The sequence below is a fragment of the Ruminococcus hominis genome, from assembly GCF_014287355.1.
Lineage (GTDB): Bacteria > Bacillota > Clostridia > Lachnospirales > Lachnospiraceae > Schaedlerella > Schaedlerella hominis.
Genome location: NZ_JACOPE010000001.1, coordinates 1,751,228 through 1,770,113, shown reverse-complemented (window position 1 = coordinate 1,770,113; position 18,886 = coordinate 1,751,228). Strand labels below are relative to the sequence as shown.

Sequence of the window (18,886 nt, the reverse complement as noted above, 5' to 3'; positions counted from 1 at the left end):
GAGCTGACAGTCTTATGAGTTTAGTACCATATGTCATTGAACAGACAAGCCGAGGAGAACGCTCCTACGACATCTATTCTAGACTGTTAAAAGATAGAATTATCTTTTTGGGAGAAGAAGTAACAGATGTGTCTGCAAATATTATTGTGGCACAGCTTCTTTTCCTGGAAGCAGATGATCCAAATAAAGACATACAGCTGTATATCAACAGTCCAGGTGGATCTGTGACAGCCGGGATGGCAATTTATGATACAATGCAGTATATCAAATGTGATGTATCTACAGTATGTATCGGCATGGCTGCAAGTATGGGTTCATTTCTTCTTTCAGGAGGTACAAAAGGAAAACGTTTTGCACTTCCAAATGCAGAGATTATGATCCATCAGCCATCAGGCGGAGCGCAGGGACAGGCAACAGAGATTCAGATTGCCGCAGAACATATTTTGCGCACACGTCAGAAATTAAATGAGATTTTGGCAGCCAATACAGGACAGCCTTTAGAAGTTATCCAGAAGGATACAGAAAGAGATAACTTTATGTCTGCACAGGCAGCGAAAGAATATGGATTAATTGATGAAGTAATTGCAAATCACTAAGAAGTGAGTGCAATATGAGGTGAGAGTAGTATGGCAGGAAAAATCGGTGATGATACAGTCAGATGTTCTTTCTGTAATAAAACACAGAACCAGGTACGCAAGTTAATTGCAGGTCCAAATGGCTCCTACATCTGTGATGAGTGTGTTGAAGTTTGTTCTGAGATTATCGAAGAAGAATTTGAATATGAAGAGAGAAACAGATTCTCTGATATTAATCTTTTAACACCGGAAGAAATTAAGGCGTTTTTGGATGATTATGTAATTGGTCAGGATGAGGCGAAAAAAGTGCTGGCAGTATCTGTTTATAATCATTATAAGAGGATTATGGCAGGTCAGGATTTAGGAGTAGAACTTCAAAAGAGTAACATTTTAATGCTTGGACCAACTGGGTGTGGAAAGACACTTCTTGCACAGACCCTTGCAAAAATATTAAATGTTCCATTTGCAATAGCAGACGCAACTGCATTGACAGAGGCCGGATATGTTGGAGAAGATGTTGAGAATATTCTTCTCAAAGTCATTCAGGCAGCGGATGGAGATATTGAGCGTGCAGAGCATGGAATTATTTATATTGATGAGATTGATAAGATTACAAGAAAATCTGAAAATCCGTCAATTACCCGAGATGTATCGGGAGAGGGAGTACAGCAGGCACTCTTAAAGATTATTGAAGGAACAGTTGCTTCTGTACCACCACAGGGAGGAAGAAAACATCCTCATCAGGAATTGATTCAGATTGATACTACAAATATACTTTTTATTTGTGGCGGAGCATTTGAAGGAATTGAGAAGATCATTGAGACTCGTCTGGATAAAAAATCTATTGGATTTAATGCAGAGATTGCATTACAGCACGAATACGATGTAGATGTCTTGCTGAAGCAGATTTTACCGCAGGATTTAACAAAGTTTGGTTTAATTCCAGAATTGGTAGGTAGATTACCAATTACAGTTTCATTAGATATGCTTGATCAGAAAGCATTGGTTCGTATTATGACAGAACCGAAGAATTCTATTGTTAAACAGTATCAGAAATTACTGGAGCTGGATGGCGTGAATTTGGAATTTGATCGTGAGGCTCTGAATGCAATTGCGGAAACATCAATGGCTAGAAAAACAGGAGCCAGAGGTCTGCGTGCAATTATGGAAGACATTATGATGGATACAATGTTTAAAGTTCCATCAGATGAAACCATTAAAGAATGCAGAATCACAAAAGATGTTGTTAATGGGAAAAGCAAGCCGTTGTATCAACGTGACGGAGAAGAGCGTCAGTCATTTTTGACATCTGAAAGTGCATAATATTGTTGCTTGTAAGGTGATTCTGGCAACAACAGATGAATCAGAATTTAGCAGCTTGACTGCAAAAAGATAACGAGAGGCGGGTAACTAGGTGAATACTGGGTATCCGCTTCCTTTTTATATAGATGAGAGTTATAATAAATACGAAAATTAACCAGATACTGGTTTATAAATAGAGATACATAAGGAGATATTAAGATGGCAGAACAAAGATTAAATCTTCCTATGGTACCCCTTCGAGGGCTTACCATTATGCCGGAAATGATAGTACACTTTGATGTGAGCAGAGAAAGCTCTATCGCAGCTGTACAGGAGGCAATGGCAGAGGAACAGAAAATTTTTCTGGTTTCACAAAAAAGTATAGAGACAGAGAAACCGACACAAGAAGACGTATTTGAAATAGGTACAATTGCAACAGTAAAACAAATTATGAAATTACCAAAGCAAATAATGCGTGTACTTGTAGAAGGTGAGGTGCGGGGCCGTTTGATAAATATGAGTGATGATGCACCTTATTTACAGGCGGAAGTAGAAATAATAGAAGATGACGAAGCTATGCCTGAAACTTTGGACGATCAGGCCATGTTACGAGGATTGAAAGACATTTTTGTAGAATACGCTGCAAAGAATGGTAAATTTTCAAAAGAATCCATCGGAGGGATTTTAGAGATTCAAGATGTAAAAAAACTGGTGGATGAGATTGCTGCAAATGTTCCATTGCCATATATGGAACTTCAGGATATTTTAAATCAAACAGAATTTGAGCAACGTTATGAGACACTTTGTTTTAAGCTTGTAAACGAAATACAGATTATTGCGATTAAAGATGAGATACGTGCAAAAGTAAAAGAACGTGTAGATAAGCATCAGCGAGAGTATATTTTAAGAGAACAATTAAAGTTAATCAGAGAAGAGCTTGGCGAAGATTCCACAATTTCAGATGCAGAAGAATTTGAATCAGCAACGAAGAAATTGAATGCACCGAAAGAAGTGAAAGAAAAATTATTTAAAGAAATCAAAAGATTCAAAAGCTCTATGAATTCTCCGGCAGAAATTGGTGTTATACGCACATATATTGAAACACTGTTGGAAATGCCGTGGAATAAGACAGTGAAAGAAAATACTGATTTGGCTTATGCGGAAAAAATATTAGATACAGATCATTATGGACTTGAACAAGTAAAGGAAAGAGTATTAGAGTTTCTGGCGGTGCGGACATTGACAAAAAAAGGTGAAAGCCCGATACTTTGTTTGGTTGGACCTCCGGGAACAGGAAAGACTTCCATTGCAAGATCACTTGCAAGAGCACTTCAGAAACCTTATGTGAGGATTTCACTTGGGGGTGTTCGTGATGAGGCAGAAATCCGTGGTCATCGAAGAACTTATGTTGGAGCAATGCCTGGTAGAATTGCGAACGGTTTAAAAACTGCAGGTGTCAAAAATCCGGTTATGTTGCTGGATGAAATTGATAAAGTCAGTTCAGACTATAAAGGAGATACATTTTCTGCATTACTTGAAGTATTAGATAGCGAGCAGAATAGTAAATTTCAGGATCATTACATGGAAGTGCCATTAGATTTGTCAGAAGTACTGTTTATTGCTACGGCAAACTCACTTCAGACGATACCACGTCCATTGTTAGACAGAATGGAAATTATTGAAATCAGTAGCTATACAGAGAACGAAAAACTTCATATTGCGGAAGAACATTTGATTCCAAAACAGTTAGAGAAACATGGATTGACTTCAGATACATTATCAATCAGCAAACGAGCGATCTGGAAGATTGCTGAAAATTATACAAAGGAAGCCGGAGTCAGACAGATGGAGCGTGAAATCGGCAATATTTGCAGAAAGACAGCAAAAGAAATCCTTACGACGGATAAAAAGAAAATATCAGTGACAGAGAAGAATCTGCATAAATATCTTGGCAAAGAGAAGTATAAATATCAGATGGCAAATCCAGTGGATGAAGTTGGTATTGTGCGAGGGCTTGCATGGACCAGTGTCGGTGGAGATACACTTCAAATAGAAGTAAATGTAATGCCAGGAAAAGGGGAGATTGCCTTGACAGGACAGCTTGGAGATGTAATGAAAGAATCGGCTGGGGCAGGAATCAGTTATATTCGTTCAGTTAGTGAAAAATACGAGATTGCTGCAGATTTCTTTGAAAAACACGACATTCATGTACATATTCCGGAAGGCGCAGTGCCAAAAGATGGTCCTTCAGCGGGAATTACAATGGCAACAGCTATTTTATCTGCAATTACAGCAAGAAAGGTACGTGCAGACCTGGCAATGACAGGAGAAATCACCTTAAGGGGAAGAGTACTTCCAATTGGTGGACTGAAAGAAAAATTACTTGCTGCAAAGAATGCCGGAATTAAGACTGTGCTTGTTCCAAAAGAAAATCAAGTGGACGTGGAGGAACTAAGTTCTGAAATAACAAAAGGCTTAGAAATTATTCCGGTAGAATCTATGGATGAAGTATTGAAAGAAGCATTGGTGTAAAACAGAAAAATGATATAGGAGAACGTTATGGTAATTAAAAATATTAACCTGGAAACAGTATGTGGTATTACAAGTAAACTCCCGGAAAATGAACTGCCAGAGATTGCATTTGCAGGTAAATCAAATGTTGGTAAATCTTCCTTGATCAATGCGTTGATGAACAGAAAATCTTATGCAAGAATTTCTGCAACGCCAGGAAAAACGCAGACGATTAATTTTTATAATATCAATGAAGAAATGTATCTTGTGGACCTTCCGGGATATGGCTATGCGAAGGTTTCCGAGAAGGACAAAATCGAATGGGGAAAATTAATTGAAAGATATCTTCATGGTTCAAAACAGTTAAGAGCAGTATTTTTGTTGATAGATATCCGTCATGACCCATCTGCAAATGATAAGATGATGTATGATTGGATTGTTGAACAGGGCTTTGAACCGATTATTATTGCCACAAAGTTAGATAAATTGAAAAGAAGTCAGGTTCAGAAACATGTGAAAATGGTAAAGACGGGATTGAATTTAGTTCCGGGAACAAAGATTATTCCATTTTCTTCTGTAACAAAACAAGGCCGGGATGAAATTTGGGAACTTGTGGAGACAGAATATCTTGGCAATGAGGAAGAGGCAGAAGAATAAGATAAATTAATGAAAACAAGTGTGATAGAGCAACAAGGGGCAGATAATAGCAGATTATGAAAACGAGGTGACGTGTCTGTATGGAAAAGAAACGCCCGTATTGGCAAGTGGCAGTAAGCTTATTATTTAGCATATTAGCGACGGTTGCATTTATATTTATTGGAGTAAAAGCCGTTTTGTTTTTTATGCCATTTGTAGTTGGATGGTGCATTGCATCAATTGCGGTGCCGGTAGTAAATTGGCTGGAAAAGAAATTTAATATAGTAAAAAAATTGGGATCCGCATTAGTTGTAATCGTGGTTATTGCGATTATTGTAGCCATATTTTATTTTGCAATCAGCAGATTAATACTTGAAATTGGAGATTTGATACAAAACGTACCTGATCTGTATAGTCAGTTAGAAAGCGGATTGCGCCAGATAGGAGGAACATTATCAGGTTTATTCTCACGCCTTCCGGAAAGCGTGCAGGATGGTTGGAATACAGCGATAGTGAATCTGGATCAGATGATGGGGGATTTAGTGAAAAAAGCAAGCGAACCAACAATGGAAGCAGCAGGCAATTTCGCTAAAAAACTACCTTCATATGTGATATACTTAATTATGGCATTGATGTCTTCATATTTTTTTACCGTACAGCGTGAAGATGTGATACAATGGTTATGTAAGATTGCACCGCCATCGGTAGAGAAGAGGATGAAACTGGTTATGGATAATCTGCGATATGCAGTAGGAGGATATTTTAAAGCCCAGTTTAAAATAATGGGGATTGTATTCTTAATATTAGCTGTTGGTTTTGCAATGCTTAGGATTAACTATTTTGTTCTTGTTGCGTTTTTAATAGCATTTTTGGATTTTCTTCCATTCTTCGGAACAGGAACAGCAATGATTCCATGGGCAGTATATAAATTCTTTATGGGTAATTATACAATGGCTATTATGTTAATCGTAATTTATGCGATCACCCAGGTATCCAGACAATTATTACAGCCTAAATTGGTAGCAGATAGTGTCGGGCTTAATCCTCTGGTCACATTGATTTTATTGTATATCGGATATCGTGTGAGCAGCGTGATTGGAATGATCGTTGCAGTGCCAATCGGAATGGTTATAATCAATATGTGTCAGGCAGGTGCATTTGATTATATTTTTGATGATGTAAAGATTCTGGTAGAAGGTATATTGGGGCTTCGAGAAGAATCAAATAAATAAACATTCACTTTGTAAAACAGCAATTAGATAGAAAATGTGTATGAAAGAATTAAGAAGGAGAGGTACAAAGAGATGGCAAATGAGCATGAAGAACAGATTCGTATCGTACAGGAAACTGTATGTGGAAAGGAAATTACATTTGCACACGTGATGGGAGGTCCGTCACCAATTATTTATCAGAAATTAGGATTGAATCCACAGGTGGATTATCGTTCATCTGCAATTGGAATTATGAATATGACACCACCGGAGTCTGCAGTTATTGCATCAGATATCGCAGTAAAAAGTGGAAATGTATATTTGGGATTTGCAGATCGTTTTACCGGGACTTTGATCATTACCGGAGAAATTTCTGATGTGACATCAGCATTGACAGAAATTGTAGATTATTTTAGAGATTCTCTTGGATATGTAGTCTGCAATATTACAAAGAGATAGGAAGTGCAGCAATGGCTCGAATGACAAAAGAGGAACTGTTAGAAAAACTGTTCCATGATGATTATCAAGATTTGAAAGGAAAACGGCTTCGCATGACACGTGTTCGTGTTCCGGGAAGAGAAGTTTGTATGGCACATGTCTTAAATCCGGCAGATCCATGCATTTATCAGAATCTTGGCTTACATATCGGGGTGCATCAAGGTGAAGATCATAATGGAGAGACAATAGGACTTCTTCGATTTACACCGTGGGAAGCTGTTGTAGTGGCTGCTGATGTGGCGATGAAGAGTGCACATGTTGAAATCGGGTTTATGGATCGATTTTGTGGAACATTAATCTTGCTTGGTCGTTTATCAGAAGTAGAGACTGCGGTAGGGGAAGTCGTCCGCTTTTTTAAAGAAGAGTTAGGCTTTGCAACTTGCGAAGTATACCGAAGCTAAAAAAGTAAGAGAATCAGGTGAAAAGATGAAAAAAATATTTTTAATGGGTAGAAGTGAAGCAGGAAAAACCTCTTTGACACAGGCATTGAAGGGGGAAGAACTTCACTATATTAAAACACAATATACGAACACAGAAGATGACACGATTGATTCTCCGGGAGAGTATGCAGAGTCTAAGCATTTTAGTGTAGGATTGGCATGTTTTTCATTTGAAGCAGATGTAATCGCAATGGTACAAGCTGCGGATGAGCCGTTTAATTTGTTTGGACCGGGAGGTCGCTCTTTTATCCAACGTCCATTAATCGGAATTATTACAAAAGTTGACTCGCCGTATGCAAACATTCCTATGGTAAGACAATGGATGGAAAATGCCGGATGCGAGCGGATTTTTGAAGTAAATAACGTAACTCGTGAGGGAATCAGAGAATTGATGGAATATCTGGAAGATGATTTACCAAAACTGACTTTGGAGCAGGCAAAGTTTAAGCAGCATCTTGGATTAAATGAATGGGATGAACTGCCGGAGGGTGTAGAGTATCCAGAATAGTAAAAAGATAATCTATTAGAAAGTAATAACACTTTTTAATAGATTATTTTTCTTTGAAAAATGTGAAAAGAAGGTAAAAAATTTGGAACAGGAATGGGTAATTAAAGAAGTGGAAGAGCAACTTTTTGAGATGCAGGATTTAAAATACAGGGATTTCCATGCAGGACTGATGCCGAATATTGATAAGAACAAAATCATAGGAGTGAGAACTCCGCAGTTACGGACATTTGCAAAAGAATATGGAAAAACAGAGAAAGCAAGAATTTTTTTAACAGTGCTTCCACATCAATATTATGAAGAGAATAATTTGCATGGATTATTGATAGAGCAAATCAAAGAATATGATAGTGCTCTGGATGAATTAGAATATTTTCTGCCATATATAGATAATTGGGCAACTTGCGATATGCTTGCAATGAAAATTGTCAGGAAACATTTGGACATATTTATAAAGAAAATCTATCAGTGGCTTGAATCAGAACATACATATACAATTCGATTTGCTATCGGTATGTTGATGAGATATTATCTTGAGGATACATTCCGGATAGAATATGCCAGGAAAGTTGCAGAAATCCGTTCAGAAGAATATTACGTAAATATGATGCGTGCATGGTATTTTGCTACAGCATTGGCAAAGCAGTATGAACAGGTGATTCCGTTTCTAGAGGAAAGACAACTGGACGTATGGACGCATAACAAAACAATACAAAAGTGCGTAGAGAGTTATCGGATAGCTCCTAAGCAGAAAGAATATATAAAAACGTTGAAATGATAAAAGAAATAAAAAATGGATGAAAATGGCTGTCCTGGTATCCCACAGAGTATCCACAATAAATGTTGCAGATATGCTATATGAAATGGAGAACGATAGAATCTTATAAAGTTGGTAAAAATTTATAAAAGAAATATTGCTTTTATAAAAAGTCTATTGCATAATCAACAAAAAATGTTATAATTGTCCTATTGAGTATTGTACATATAGGAGGGTTTTGAGATGAAACAGTTAAATGAAAAAGTGGCCATCGTAACAGGAGCCGGACAGGGAATTGGAAAAGGAATTGCACTTTGTCTTGCAAAGAGGGGAGTAAAGATTGTTGCAACAGGACGACGTCTTGAACCAATCGAGCAGACAATCGCTGAGATTAAAGAGCTTGGTGGAGAAGGCTTCGCTATGTCTTGCGACTCAGCAGACAGAGCAAGAGTAGAAGAAGTTGTTAAAGCAGCAGCTGATACATACGGAACAGTAGATGTTATTGTAAACAATGCACAGGCAATCGTTCCATCGGCTTCAGTTGAGGATACTACATATGACAATATGCTTAAAGCTTGGGAAAGTGGTGTGATTGGTTCTCTTAACTATATGCAGGCAGCATTTCCTTATATGAAAGAACAGCACGAAGGAAGAGTGATCAACTTTGCTTCGGCAACAGGTATGTTTGGTATAGCAGGACAGTTAGCGTATGGCTCTAATAAAGAAGCATTACGAGGTATGACTAAGATTGCAGCAAAAGAATGGGGACAGTATGGAATCTGTGTAAATATCGTACTCCCAGGAGCAGAATCACCTGCAGCAAAAGCATGGGCTGAGAAATTCCCGGAGGAATATGCAAAACAGGTAAACTTAAATCCTATGAAACGTTTTGGAGACCCTGAAATTGATATTGCTCCAGTCATCGCATTCCTTGCAGGACCAGATTCATGCTATTATTCAGGTCAGAGCGTAATTGTGGATGGTGCAAATTCAATTATGCCATAATTAAATTACGTAAAAGAATATTATAAGAAAGGCTCCCAGCTGGTTGAAGGCAATCAGCTGGGAGCCTTTCTTGTAAATTTATGATGATTGATTTCCTGAGATAGTGTATAATGAACGGTAAGAATATTTGGGATAAGGAGAAATTACATCATGTATGAAATAATGACTGCCGATGAGGCAATCCGGCTGATTCGGGACGGAGACTGTATCTGCGTGAATTCATTTGTTGGAATAGAGAATCCAATTGAACTTCACGAGGCAATTTATAGAAGATATCAGAAGATGCAGTCACCAACACATCTGACAATGATTTCCAGTGCCGGATTTGGTGTCTGGGATGATGAACATAATGCGGAAGGGTATATCAGAGAAGGAGCCGTAGACAAGCTTATTTGCGGGCATTTTGGGGCAATGTTAAGTACAAAAAAACTTGTTTTAGAAGACCGGTTTGAAGCATATAACTTGCCACTTGGATGTATTTCACACGCTATTCGTGCTCAGGCAGGCGGGCTTCCTGGCGCACTCTCAAAGGTTGGTCTGGACATTTTTGTGGATCCAAGAAAAGAAGGACCCGGAATTAATAGAATCTCAATTGATGATTCGTTGGTTAAGCATGTGGAAGTGGATGGGGAGGAATTCCTTTATTATAAATTGCCAAAGATTAATATTGCATTGATTAAAGGAACAGCGGCAGACAGAAAGGGAAATATCACTTTTGATGATATGTTTATGTCGGGTGATGCGTTGTCTATTTGTCAGGCAGTTAAGGCAAATCGTGGAAAGGTGATTGTTCAGGTAGACCGTTTGGTTGATACTCCGTCACGACCGAGAAATGCAATTATTCCGGGATGTCTGGTAGATGCAATTGTTGTAGTAGAACCAGAAACAAGAAATGAAGCCTATACAGCATTAACCGGAAGCTTTGAGATTCCATATGAAGAATGGAATACATGGAGTGAACGTTTGGATTTAGTTTCAGTGAAGCAGTCAAAGAATAATACAGTAGCGAATATAATCGGAAAACGTGCATCAAAGGAATTGCGAGTGGATGATATTGTAAATATTGGAATCGGTATTCCGGAGATGGTTTCACGTTTTGCAAGAAAGAGTGGAATGCTTGACATGGTGACATTGACGGTTGAGTCAGGAGGAATCGGCGGTTTTCCAGTTTCTGGTGAGGCATTTGGAGCAATGATCGGTGCGGCATCTGTCTATGATATGGCAAACCAGTTCGATCTTTATGACAATGGCGGATTGGATGTCTGCTTTATGGGTGCTCTTGAAGTAGATAAAGAAGGAAATGTTAATGCACATCGTGGACCGGGAGCATTTGCAGGAATCGGAGGCTTTGCGAATATCACATCTAAGACACCGACAGTTGTTTTCTGTTTTAGTTTTACTGCAAAAGGTCTTGAGGTTTCACAGACAAAAGGAATTGTAACGGTTGAGAAGGAAGGGACAATTCCTAAATTCGTGGATCAAGTCAAGAGTATCAGTTTTTCAGCCGGACGTGCAATTGCAAATGGTCAGAAGGTGCTTTACGTGACAGAACGCTGTGTATTTCGCCTGACACCGAAGGGACTGAAACTGATAGAGGTTTATCCGGGGATTGATGTACAGAAAGATATTCTGGAACTTCTGCCATTTGAGGTGGAAGTATAGGTGCATTCCATAATGACGATAGCAGCAAACGGTTCGCAGTTCATGCGGTATGTATAGATACACAGAAAATAAGTGAGGAATGATCATGGAAACCAAAGAGAAGCAGATGACAGAGAATGAACAAGAGTTAATTCCGTATTCTAAGCTGGAGCGGGAAGAAGATATACTGGAATTACTGTGTCAGTGGGAGAACCAGAAAATCCAATTGGATGTTACGAACATAAGTGAACATTTTGAAATAGAGAAAAAAGACATCCTGATCTGTCTGAAACGGATGTACGAGTATCGATATATAGAGAAGCCGAGAGCAAACCGGGAAGTGGTGCTGACGCCATATGGAAGATCTGTTGGAAATGATTACATATACCGTCACACTTCAATCAGTCAGCATCTACAGTTTATTGGTGTAAATGAGACGATCGCTGAGCAGGATGCGTGCAGAATCGAACATGTCATGTCCGAAGAGTCGGTACGGGCAGTCTGCCAGTTTGCCAACTATGAAAATATGTATTATGAGCGCAGGATTCGTAATTCCGAGTTGACAGACCGTTACCTGCCGGGAGTCTATACATTCGTTATGCAGATGTACAGCATGGAACTGTGCCACCCAAGAAGACTTGCAAAAGAATATAAAAGCTATTCCAGAGACATCTTTCTCGAAATCAATGAGAGCAGAGGCTTTTTTGAATTGAAAAGAACAAAAGCATTTCCTAAAAAACCATTGTGGTATCAGAATACCAGAAATGAATGGGTTCAGGCAGAGCGTGGGGAATACGGAGAACGGATCCCGGCGAGTATGTTTGAATTTGTCATCAAACCAAACGACCGTGTGATGGAAGGAACCATTCTGATTACATTTATGAATGAGAAAGATGGAGAACCAGATAGATGGGGGTGCGAGCAACTGGAAGTAGAAATCTGGTAAGAGGAGTGGCGTATGGACAGAAAAGAGGAAAATAAGATTGAAAATCTTACAATGCTGCAGATACAGTACCTGATAGAGCTTAATAAGCTTGAAAAAAAGAAAGGTGCAGTCCGGATGATCGCGGCAAAGTGCGGAGTAAATCATTCCCAGGTCAGCCGTTTCTTCAAAAAATGTATCGAAGAAGGAGAACTGACAGAGAGTCTGGATTTCACGGAAAATGGGAAAAGAAAATTAGACTGGCGCTGCAAGATGATCCGGGATGTTCGTGACTATCTGGAACGAAGCGGCATCACAGAAGGAACAGAAGAAGTCCTAAAAGGGATGATTGAAAATATAGATTACGTTCAGTTAGAAAAACTGGTGAAGAGTGATCGGAGAACGAACCCGGAGACAAAGATGCGGAAACGTGAGGATGTCATCACGGATATAAGAGACATTCTGGAATATGGGAATCATGAAGTGGCAGTTACAATCTTACAGCATGACGGTGCTAAAAGGTCGATGGCAGACAGAGGCTTTGAGCCGGTTGCCCTGATCCGGTATAACAAAAGAGGTGCTTATCTCGAACTTACGATCCGAGAGATGGATGCAGTGTCGAGAGTAAATGGAGAGGATATGTCCGGATATCTGGCTACATTAAAATATCTTCACCAGGGGATATTCAGATATGCAGATATAAAAAACAGAAAGGTAAGGATTCCACTGGACGCCTGCTATTATCAGAACTTTGGCAATGGTGTCCTAAGAGGAAATGTAATGATCACCGTGACCTGCTCGGTAGGAAATGCACATATGCCGGAAAGTACGGCCAGGGTGGTGTTTAAATTATAAAATGATGATGTGAAGGAAATGAATCATTATATGAATGATAAAAGCCTCCTCCGATTGTGCAATCACACAGTCAGAGGAGGCTTGCTTTTATAGTTAGCAAAACATTCGTAGAGCTATTCTTTACCTGTCTGAATTTCATTAATAATTGGCTGGATTGTCAATACATCTTCTTCCAATTCATTTGCGATTACTTCAAGAGATTTTCCTTTGGCAAGTTTCTAATATCTTTCAGTCCTCGTCTGCTTTATACATCTGTTATTGGGTATCAAAGCATAGATTTCTGAATTGTAATTAGAAAATAGATGGTGCGACAGCCCCTTATAGAATTCATATAGAAATATGCCTATGTAGATAGTTTGTCACAGGTATTTTGGTGATTGCAACAGGAAAATTGGAGCAGACAATTGAAAAAATATATGTTATAGGAATAATGCTAATTAAAGTAAAAATGAAGAAAGTAAATGATAAAAAATATTAAAAACTCTGAAATGCCTTGAAAAAACTAGATAATTTATGTGGATAAAACGGTGCATGGGCGCACCGAAAAAGTGAAAAAGATTGACATAAGAAAGCAGAGTGAATTATGCTTAAATAGGATAGATACAACTAACAGTGAGTAGCCATATCTTGTTGCTATACAGGGCGCAACAAAAACAAAAGAAAAGAGGAGGAAGTAATCACGGAAGAAAGTATCAGGGAGCTGTATGGTATCGAACTTGGTGTAACAAGAGTGGATGGACAGAAGTTTGTGCTGGAGGTGTAGGAAAATGAAAAATCCATTAAAAATAGTCTGGATCGTGCTTGGATTTCTTTGTCTGGGACTTGGTACGATAGGAATTGTACTTCCTATCCTGCCAACCGTTCCGTTTTACATGGCAACGCTGTTCTGCTTTGCCAAGAGTTCAAAGAAACTGCATGATTGGTTCATAGGAACGAATTTATATAAGAAATATCTGGACAGCTTCGTCCAGAAAAGAGCCATGACGATAGTAACAAAGTGCAAGATTATCGGAATGGTAACAGTAGTCATGGTAATCGGATTTATCTGTATGAAGAATGTGCCGGTTGGAAGAATCTGTATCGCAGTGGTGTGGGTGTGCCACATCCTGTATTTCTTCTTGAGGGTAAAGACAGTAAAAACGGGAGAAATGGAAGTGGAATAGACAGTTTTGATATGAATAAAAAGAATAAAGTAGAAAAAAAGCGGCAGAAAGAACAGTATGTCGTGGAAGAGATGATCCGGCTGTACTGCCGGAAGAATCATAAGGAATATGACAAAAAGACAGGAAAGATGTGTCCTTCCTGTCAGGAACTTTCAGATTATGCCAGACTCAGAAGCCAGAAATGTCCATTTATGGAAGAGAAAACATTCTGTGCGAACTGTAAGGTGCATTGCTACAAGCCGGAGATGAGGGAGAAGATTCGAGTGGTCATGCGGTTTTCCGGACCGAGGATGCTTTTCTATCATCCGGTGCTGGCAGTGTGGCATCTGGTCTGTAGTGTGAAAGAAAAATAATGAAAAAAACGAAAACCATATAAAATAAAGTGAGTTGGTAAAAGCAAATGATTAAAACAAGACTGGTGGGACTTTTATCCCACGCAAAAAAGTACATTGTCTACACCATCCTGTGGCAGTGGGCGGCATTGCTCTCGCAGGTACTGGCAGTATTTACGATTGCTGAACTGTTGGAGCGCGTGGTCTATCGTGCGGTGACAGTGCCGGTGATTGAGAGGACAATCCTGATCCTCGTTCTGGTGGTGATCATACGATTTGTATGTGAACGGATGGGAGCAAGGTCTTCGTATCTTGCATGTGTAGATGTAAAGAGAATTTTAAGAGAAAAGATTTATGACAAGATGTTGAAACTGGGAGCTTCCTACAGTGAGCAGGTGTCTTCTTCTGAGGTGGTACAGGTTTCGACAGAGGGTGTTGAGCAGTTGGAAACGTATTTTGGAAAATACCTTCCGCAGTTGTTCTACAGCCTGATCGCACCACTGACCTTATTTCTCATTCTTTGCAGAGTGAGTGTAAAGGCAAGTGTGATCCTGTTGATCTGTGTGCCACTGATCCCGATCTCGATCGTTGTGGTACAGAAGATTGCAAAGAGATTATTAAATAACTATTGGAGTATCTATACCGGACTGGGAGATTCGTTCCTTGAGAATCTGCAGGGACTGACGACACTGAAGATCTATCAGGCAGATCAGCAGAAAGCGGACGAGATGGATGTGGAATCCCAGAACTTCCGCAGGATCACCATGAAGGTACTGACCATGCAGCTCAATTCCACAAGTGTGATGGATATTGTGGCGTATGGTGGTGCGGCGATTGGTATGGCAGTAGCGGTATCTGAGTTTTTAAAAGGAAATATTTCAGTAAGCGGAACGCTTTGCATCGTCCTGCTTGCCAGCGAGTTTTTCCTGCCGCTTCGTCTGCTCGGTTCCTTTTTCCATATCGCAATGAATGGAATGGCAGCAAGTGACAAGATCTTTAAGATCTTGGATCTGCCGGAACCACAGGCGGGAGAAAAATGTCTGCCGGATGGCGCATTGGATGTGTCTTTGAAGGATGTTCATTTTTCTTACGAAGCGGACCGGGAGATTTTAAAAGGCATCAACTTAAATCTCCCGGCAGGAAGTTTTGTATCACTGGTTGGTGAATCCGGATGTGGTAAGAGTACGATTGCAGGAATCCTTGCAGCAAAGAACCGGGAATACAGCGGAGAGATCACCATCGGTGGTGTACCGCTGAATGAAGTGAATGAAACCAATCTGATGCAGAGGGTTGTTTTGGTTCGCCATAACAGCTATCTGTTCAAAGGTACGGTAGAAGAAAACCTGAAGATGGCAAAACCGGATGCGACGAAAGAAGAGATGGAAGCAGTTCTTCAGAAAGTAAATCTCTTAGGATTCTTACAGACGCAGGATGGATTGCAGACACGGTTATTAGAAAAAGCAAGTAACCTGTCCGGCGGTCAGTGCCAGAGACTGGTGATTGCCAGAGCATTGCTTCGGACAGACAGTGCAGTTTATATTTTCGATGAAGCGGCATCCAATATCGATGTGGAAAGTGAAGAACTGATCATGAATGTGGTTCATGAACTGGCAAAGACAAAGACGGTGCTTCTGATTTCTCACAGACTGGCAAATGTTGTGAAGTCCGACAAGATTTATTTCTTAAAAGACGGGGAAATCAGGGAAAGCGGAAAGCATGACGAACTGATGAGCCAGAATGGTGCATACAGACATCTATATGAAAGCCAGATGGCTCTGGAAAACTATGGAAAAGGGGGAGTGGCATAATGAGTGAACATACAAATACAACAAAACGCAGAAGTGCCATCTCCATCATGGGAAGTCTGATCGGACTGGTCAAACCCCTGCTACATATCATGCTGGCAGCGATCATTCTTGGAACATTGGGTTACTTGTGTGCAATCTTCCTGACAATACTGGCAGGACAGGTCATCGTGCATGGACTTCTGACAGGGGTAGCCGGAATGATCGTTCCGGTAGAGAAGATGTGGTTAGTATTTACCCCGGTAAAGACGATTATCACAGTCATGATCGTGATCGCAGTGCTCCGGGGAATCCTGCATTATGTGGAACAGTATTGTAACCATTTTATCGCTTTTAAACTGTTGGCGATTATTCGTCATAAAGTGTTTGCTTCCTTAAGAAAGCTCTGCCCGGCGAAACTGGAAGGCAGAGACAAGGGAAATCTGATCTCGATCATCACAACAGATATCGAGCTTCTGGAAGTGTTCTATGCACATACCATTTCCCCGATTGCGATTGCAACACTGACCTCGATTATTATGGTAATCTTTATCGGAAGGTATCACTGGTTAGCAGGATTGCTTGCACTGGCAGCTTATCTGATTGTCGGTGTAGCCATCCCGATGTGGAATGGAAAACGTGGCAGCCAGAAGGGAATGGAGTTTAGAACAAGCTTCGGAGAACTGAACAGTTTTGTTCTGGATTCCTTACGTGGATTAGATGAAACCATCCAGTACGGACAGGGTGAAAAGAGAAAAGAGCAGATGACAGGGCAATCCAAAAAACTTGCCGGAATGCAGGAATCATTAAGCAAAATGGAAGGCTCACAGCGTTCATTTACGAACATGGTCATCCTGCTTGCATCCTTTGGAATGCTGGCACTGACGATCTGGCTCTATGCAAAGGGCGAGATGGGATTTGAAGGAATCTTAACCTGTACAATCGCAATAATGGGTTCTTTCGGCCCGGTAGTAGCATTGTCAAGCCTTTCCAACAACCTGAACCAGACACTGGCAAGTGGTGAGCGTGTTCTTTCTTTATTAGAAGAGACACCACTTGTGGAAGAGATACCGGGGGATGTGGATACAGAAGAAAGTACAGATCATACCTTTACAGGGGCAAAAGCAGAGAATGTAACTTTTGCCTATAAGGTGGAAGGCCCCGAAGGAGACAGAGAGAATGGTCTGGACCGCAAGGTGAGTGAAACAAAGACAGATACGATTCTGGATCATTATTCCCTTACCTTACAGCCGGGACAGATCACCGGTATTCATGGGGCAAGTGGTTCTGGTAAGTCTACACTTCTGAAACTGCTGATGCGTTTCTGGGATGTGCAGGAAGGAAGTGTGTCGGTAGATGGTGCGGATGTTAGGGAGATTCCGACAAAGCATCTAAGGGATATGGAGTCTTATGTAACGCAGGAAACACATCTGTTCCATGACAGTATTGCCAATAATATCGCCATTGCCAAACCGGGAGCAACGAGGGAAGAGATTATGGAAGCGGCAAAGAAAGCTTCTATTCATGACTTTATCATGACACTTCCGAAAGGCTACGACACGGAAGTCGGAGAACTGGGAGATACGTTATCTGGCGGTGAGAGGCAGAGAATCGGAATCGCAAGAGCATTTTTGCATGATGCAGAGATGATCCTGCTGGATGAACCAACTTCGAATCTGGATTCGTTGAACGAGGGTATTATCTTAAAATCATTGAAAGAATCAGCTGAGAAAAAAACGGTTGTCCTGGTATCCCACAGAGTATCCACAATGAATGTGGCAGATGTGGTATATGAAATGGAGAACGGCAGAATTTCTTAACAACAGCAATACAGAAGAAAAACTGGGTTTGTAAGAATCGAGAAGGAGAACCTAAATTCTCATTTACGAGTATTTCTTTCGATATTCGGCGGGAGTCAGTCCGATGTGTTTTTTGAACACCCGTGAAAAGTGGCTCTGGGATGAGAATCCGAGGTAAGCTCCAAACATAGTTGCTGTTTTGTCAGTATAGTGGAGGAGGCGTTTTGCTTCCTCTGTTTTTTCATGCAAGATAAAATCTGTCAGAGTTGTTCCAGTATCTTTCTTGAATTTTGTTGACAGATAGGGACGGCTGATGTAGAGCTCTTTTGCCAGTTCCTAAAGGTGTCCTAGAAGCCCAGATAGCACTATTACAATCCCTACGGATTGTCCCACGAGAGAAAAAGCCGGATGGACAGGGGATGTTTTGCGCGATTATGGATATGAAGAAACCGCATGGAAAATTCTGTGGCAAAAGAAGTGCCCGTCTTGGCTGTATGAGATTGAACGCGGATCGACAACGATGTGGGAAAACTGGGATGCAATCCGTGAAGCGGTGGAACGATGCAACGCAAAGCTGTACAATATTCTGTTATAATAATGTACAAAGAAAGGAGGCGCTACAATGCCAGTAATCAAACCAATTACAGATTTACGTAATACAAATGAAATATCTGAATTATGTCATAAACAGCAGCAGCCAGTTTTCATTACAAAAAATGGTTATGGAGATTTGGTAGTTATGAGTATGGAAACTTATGACGAATTGCTTAGCACGAACCATATTGATAAAGCAATATTTGAAGCGGAACGGGAAGTTGCTGAAGGTGCAGCGTTAATAGATGCACGAGAAGCATTGGGAGAACTCAGGAGGAAACACTTTGGATAAATATGTTATAAAAATGTTTCCACAAGCATGGTTTTTATGCGTTTAAAGGATATCGACAGCTAAT

General features: G+C 40.2%; 20 protein-coding genes. 19 read left to right on the top strand and 1 reads right to left on the bottom strand.

What is annotated here, in order from left to right:
- Window positions 1-14: 14 nt before the first annotated feature.
- The 17 genes from clpP to H8S40_RS07810 all read left to right on the top strand — a co-directional run bounded on the left by clpP (window position 15) and on the right by H8S40_RS07810 (window position 17,957).
- Complete coding sequence (gene clpP, locus H8S40_RS07890) at window positions 15-596, top strand: ATP-dependent Clp endopeptidase proteolytic subunit ClpP (RefSeq protein WP_022075568.1); 582 nt, start codon at window positions 15-17, stop codon at window positions 594-596.
- Window positions 597-626: 30 nt separating this feature from the next.
- Entirely contained in the window at window positions 627-1,898 is a 1,272-nt protein-coding gene (gene clpX / locus H8S40_RS07885) for an ATP-dependent Clp protease ATP-binding subunit ClpX (protein WP_117989267.1), read from the top strand.
- Between the two features lie 198 nt (window positions 1,899-2,096).
- The gene (gene lon / locus H8S40_RS07880; protein ID WP_186864985.1) at window positions 2,097-4,409 is read left to right on the top strand and encodes an endopeptidase La; all 2,313 of its coding nucleotides are present in this window, start codon (window positions 2,097-2,099) and stop codon (window positions 4,407-4,409) included.
- A 27-nt stretch (window positions 4,410-4,436) separates the two neighbouring features.
- Window positions 4,437-5,045: a ribosome biogenesis GTP-binding protein YihA/YsxC gene (gene yihA / locus H8S40_RS07875; RefSeq protein WP_186864984.1), complete on the top strand. Its 609-nt coding sequence runs from the start codon at window positions 4,437-4,439 to the stop codon at window positions 5,043-5,045.
- Between the two features lie 80 nt (window positions 5,046-5,125).
- Complete coding sequence (gene ytvI, locus H8S40_RS07870) at window positions 5,126-6,256, top strand: sporulation integral membrane protein YtvI (protein ID WP_118688482.1); 1,131 nt, start codon at window positions 5,126-5,128, stop codon at window positions 6,254-6,256.
- A 72-nt stretch (window positions 6,257-6,328) separates the two neighbouring features.
- The gene (locus tag H8S40_RS07865; protein ID WP_022075563.1) at window positions 6,329-6,694 is read left to right on the top strand and encodes a BMC domain-containing protein; all 366 of its coding nucleotides are present in this window, start codon (window positions 6,329-6,331) and stop codon (window positions 6,692-6,694) included.
- A gap of 11 nt (window positions 6,695-6,705) precedes the next feature.
- The gene (locus H8S40_RS07860; protein WP_117989263.1) at window positions 6,706-7,134 is read left to right on the top strand and encodes a BMC domain-containing protein; all 429 of its coding nucleotides are present in this window, start codon (window positions 6,706-6,708) and stop codon (window positions 7,132-7,134) included.
- Window positions 7,135-7,159: 25 nt separating this feature from the next.
- Window positions 7,160-7,681 (top strand): EutP/PduV family microcompartment system protein, encoded by a 522-nt coding sequence (locus H8S40_RS07855; protein WP_022075561.1) that lies wholly within the window; start codon window positions 7,160-7,162, stop codon window positions 7,679-7,681.
- 82 nt (window positions 7,682-7,763) lie between these two features.
- Window positions 7,764-8,456, top strand: coding sequence for a DNA alkylation repair protein (locus H8S40_RS07850; protein ID WP_186864983.1), 693 nt, complete (start codon window positions 7,764-7,766; stop codon window positions 8,454-8,456).
- A gap of 222 nt (window positions 8,457-8,678) precedes the next feature.
- Window positions 8,679-9,440: an SDR family NAD(P)-dependent oxidoreductase gene (locus tag H8S40_RS07845; protein WP_117890074.1), complete on the top strand. Its 762-nt coding sequence runs from the start codon at window positions 8,679-8,681 to the stop codon at window positions 9,438-9,440.
- 150 nt (window positions 9,441-9,590) lie between these two features.
- Window positions 9,591-11,102: a CoA-transferase gene (locus H8S40_RS07840; protein ID WP_186864982.1), complete on the top strand. Its 1,512-nt coding sequence runs from the start codon at window positions 9,591-9,593 to the stop codon at window positions 11,100-11,102.
- A gap of 85 nt (window positions 11,103-11,187) precedes the next feature.
- The gene (locus H8S40_RS07835) at window positions 11,188-12,027 is read left to right on the top strand and encodes a metal-dependent transcriptional regulator (protein ID WP_186864981.1); all 840 of its coding nucleotides are present in this window, start codon (window positions 11,188-11,190) and stop codon (window positions 12,025-12,027) included.
- A gap of 12 nt (window positions 12,028-12,039) precedes the next feature.
- Window positions 12,040-12,858: a hypothetical protein gene (locus H8S40_RS07830; protein ID WP_186864980.1), complete on the top strand. Its 819-nt coding sequence runs from the start codon at window positions 12,040-12,042 to the stop codon at window positions 12,856-12,858.
- 767 nt (window positions 12,859-13,625) lie between these two features.
- Window positions 13,626-14,021, top strand: a complete 396-nt coding sequence (locus H8S40_RS07825) for a YbaN family protein (RefSeq protein ID WP_186864979.1) — start codon at window positions 13,626-13,628, stop codon at window positions 14,019-14,021.
- A gap of 11 nt (window positions 14,022-14,032) precedes the next feature.
- A complete protein-coding gene (locus tag H8S40_RS07820) occupies window positions 14,033-14,374 on the top strand; it encodes a nitrous oxide-stimulated promoter family protein (protein WP_186864978.1) in 342 nt (113 codons plus the stop codon).
- Window positions 14,375-14,421: 47 nt separating this feature from the next.
- Window positions 14,422-16,161 carry an ABC transporter ATP-binding protein/permease gene (locus H8S40_RS07815; RefSeq protein ID WP_186864977.1) on the top strand — a complete coding sequence of 580 codons (1,740 nt, stop codon included), beginning with the start codon at window positions 14,422-14,424 and terminating at the stop codon, window positions 16,159-16,161.
- Window positions 16,161-17,957: an amino acid ABC transporter ATP-binding/permease protein gene (locus tag H8S40_RS07810; RefSeq protein WP_186864976.1), complete on the top strand. Its 1,797-nt coding sequence runs from the start codon at window positions 16,161-16,163 to the stop codon at window positions 17,955-17,957. The genes H8S40_RS07815 and H8S40_RS07810 overlap by 1 nt, the downstream gene beginning before the upstream one ends.
- 63 nt (window positions 17,958-18,020) lie before the next feature.
- On the opposite strand, the gene H8S40_RS16435 is transcribed toward H8S40_RS07810, so the two are convergent.
- Window positions 18,021-18,269: a helix-turn-helix domain-containing protein gene (locus tag H8S40_RS16435; protein ID WP_186865639.1), complete on the bottom strand. Its 249-nt coding sequence runs from the start codon at window positions 18,267-18,269 to the stop codon at window positions 18,021-18,023.
- A gap of 91 nt (window positions 18,270-18,360) precedes the next feature.
- On the opposite strand from H8S40_RS16435, the gene H8S40_RS07800 reads away from it, so the two are divergent.
- Both H8S40_RS07800 and H8S40_RS07795 read left to right on the top strand, forming a co-directional pair.
- A complete protein-coding gene (locus H8S40_RS07800; RefSeq protein WP_207723255.1) occupies window positions 18,361-18,531 on the top strand; it encodes an alpha-L-rhamnosidase-related protein in 171 nt (56 codons plus the stop codon).
- 27 nt (window positions 18,532-18,558) lie between these two features.
- Entirely contained in the window at window positions 18,559-18,822 is a 264-nt protein-coding gene (locus H8S40_RS07795) for a type II toxin-antitoxin system prevent-host-death family antitoxin (RefSeq protein WP_117989245.1), read from the top strand.
- Window positions 18,823-18,886 lie beyond the last annotated feature (64 nt).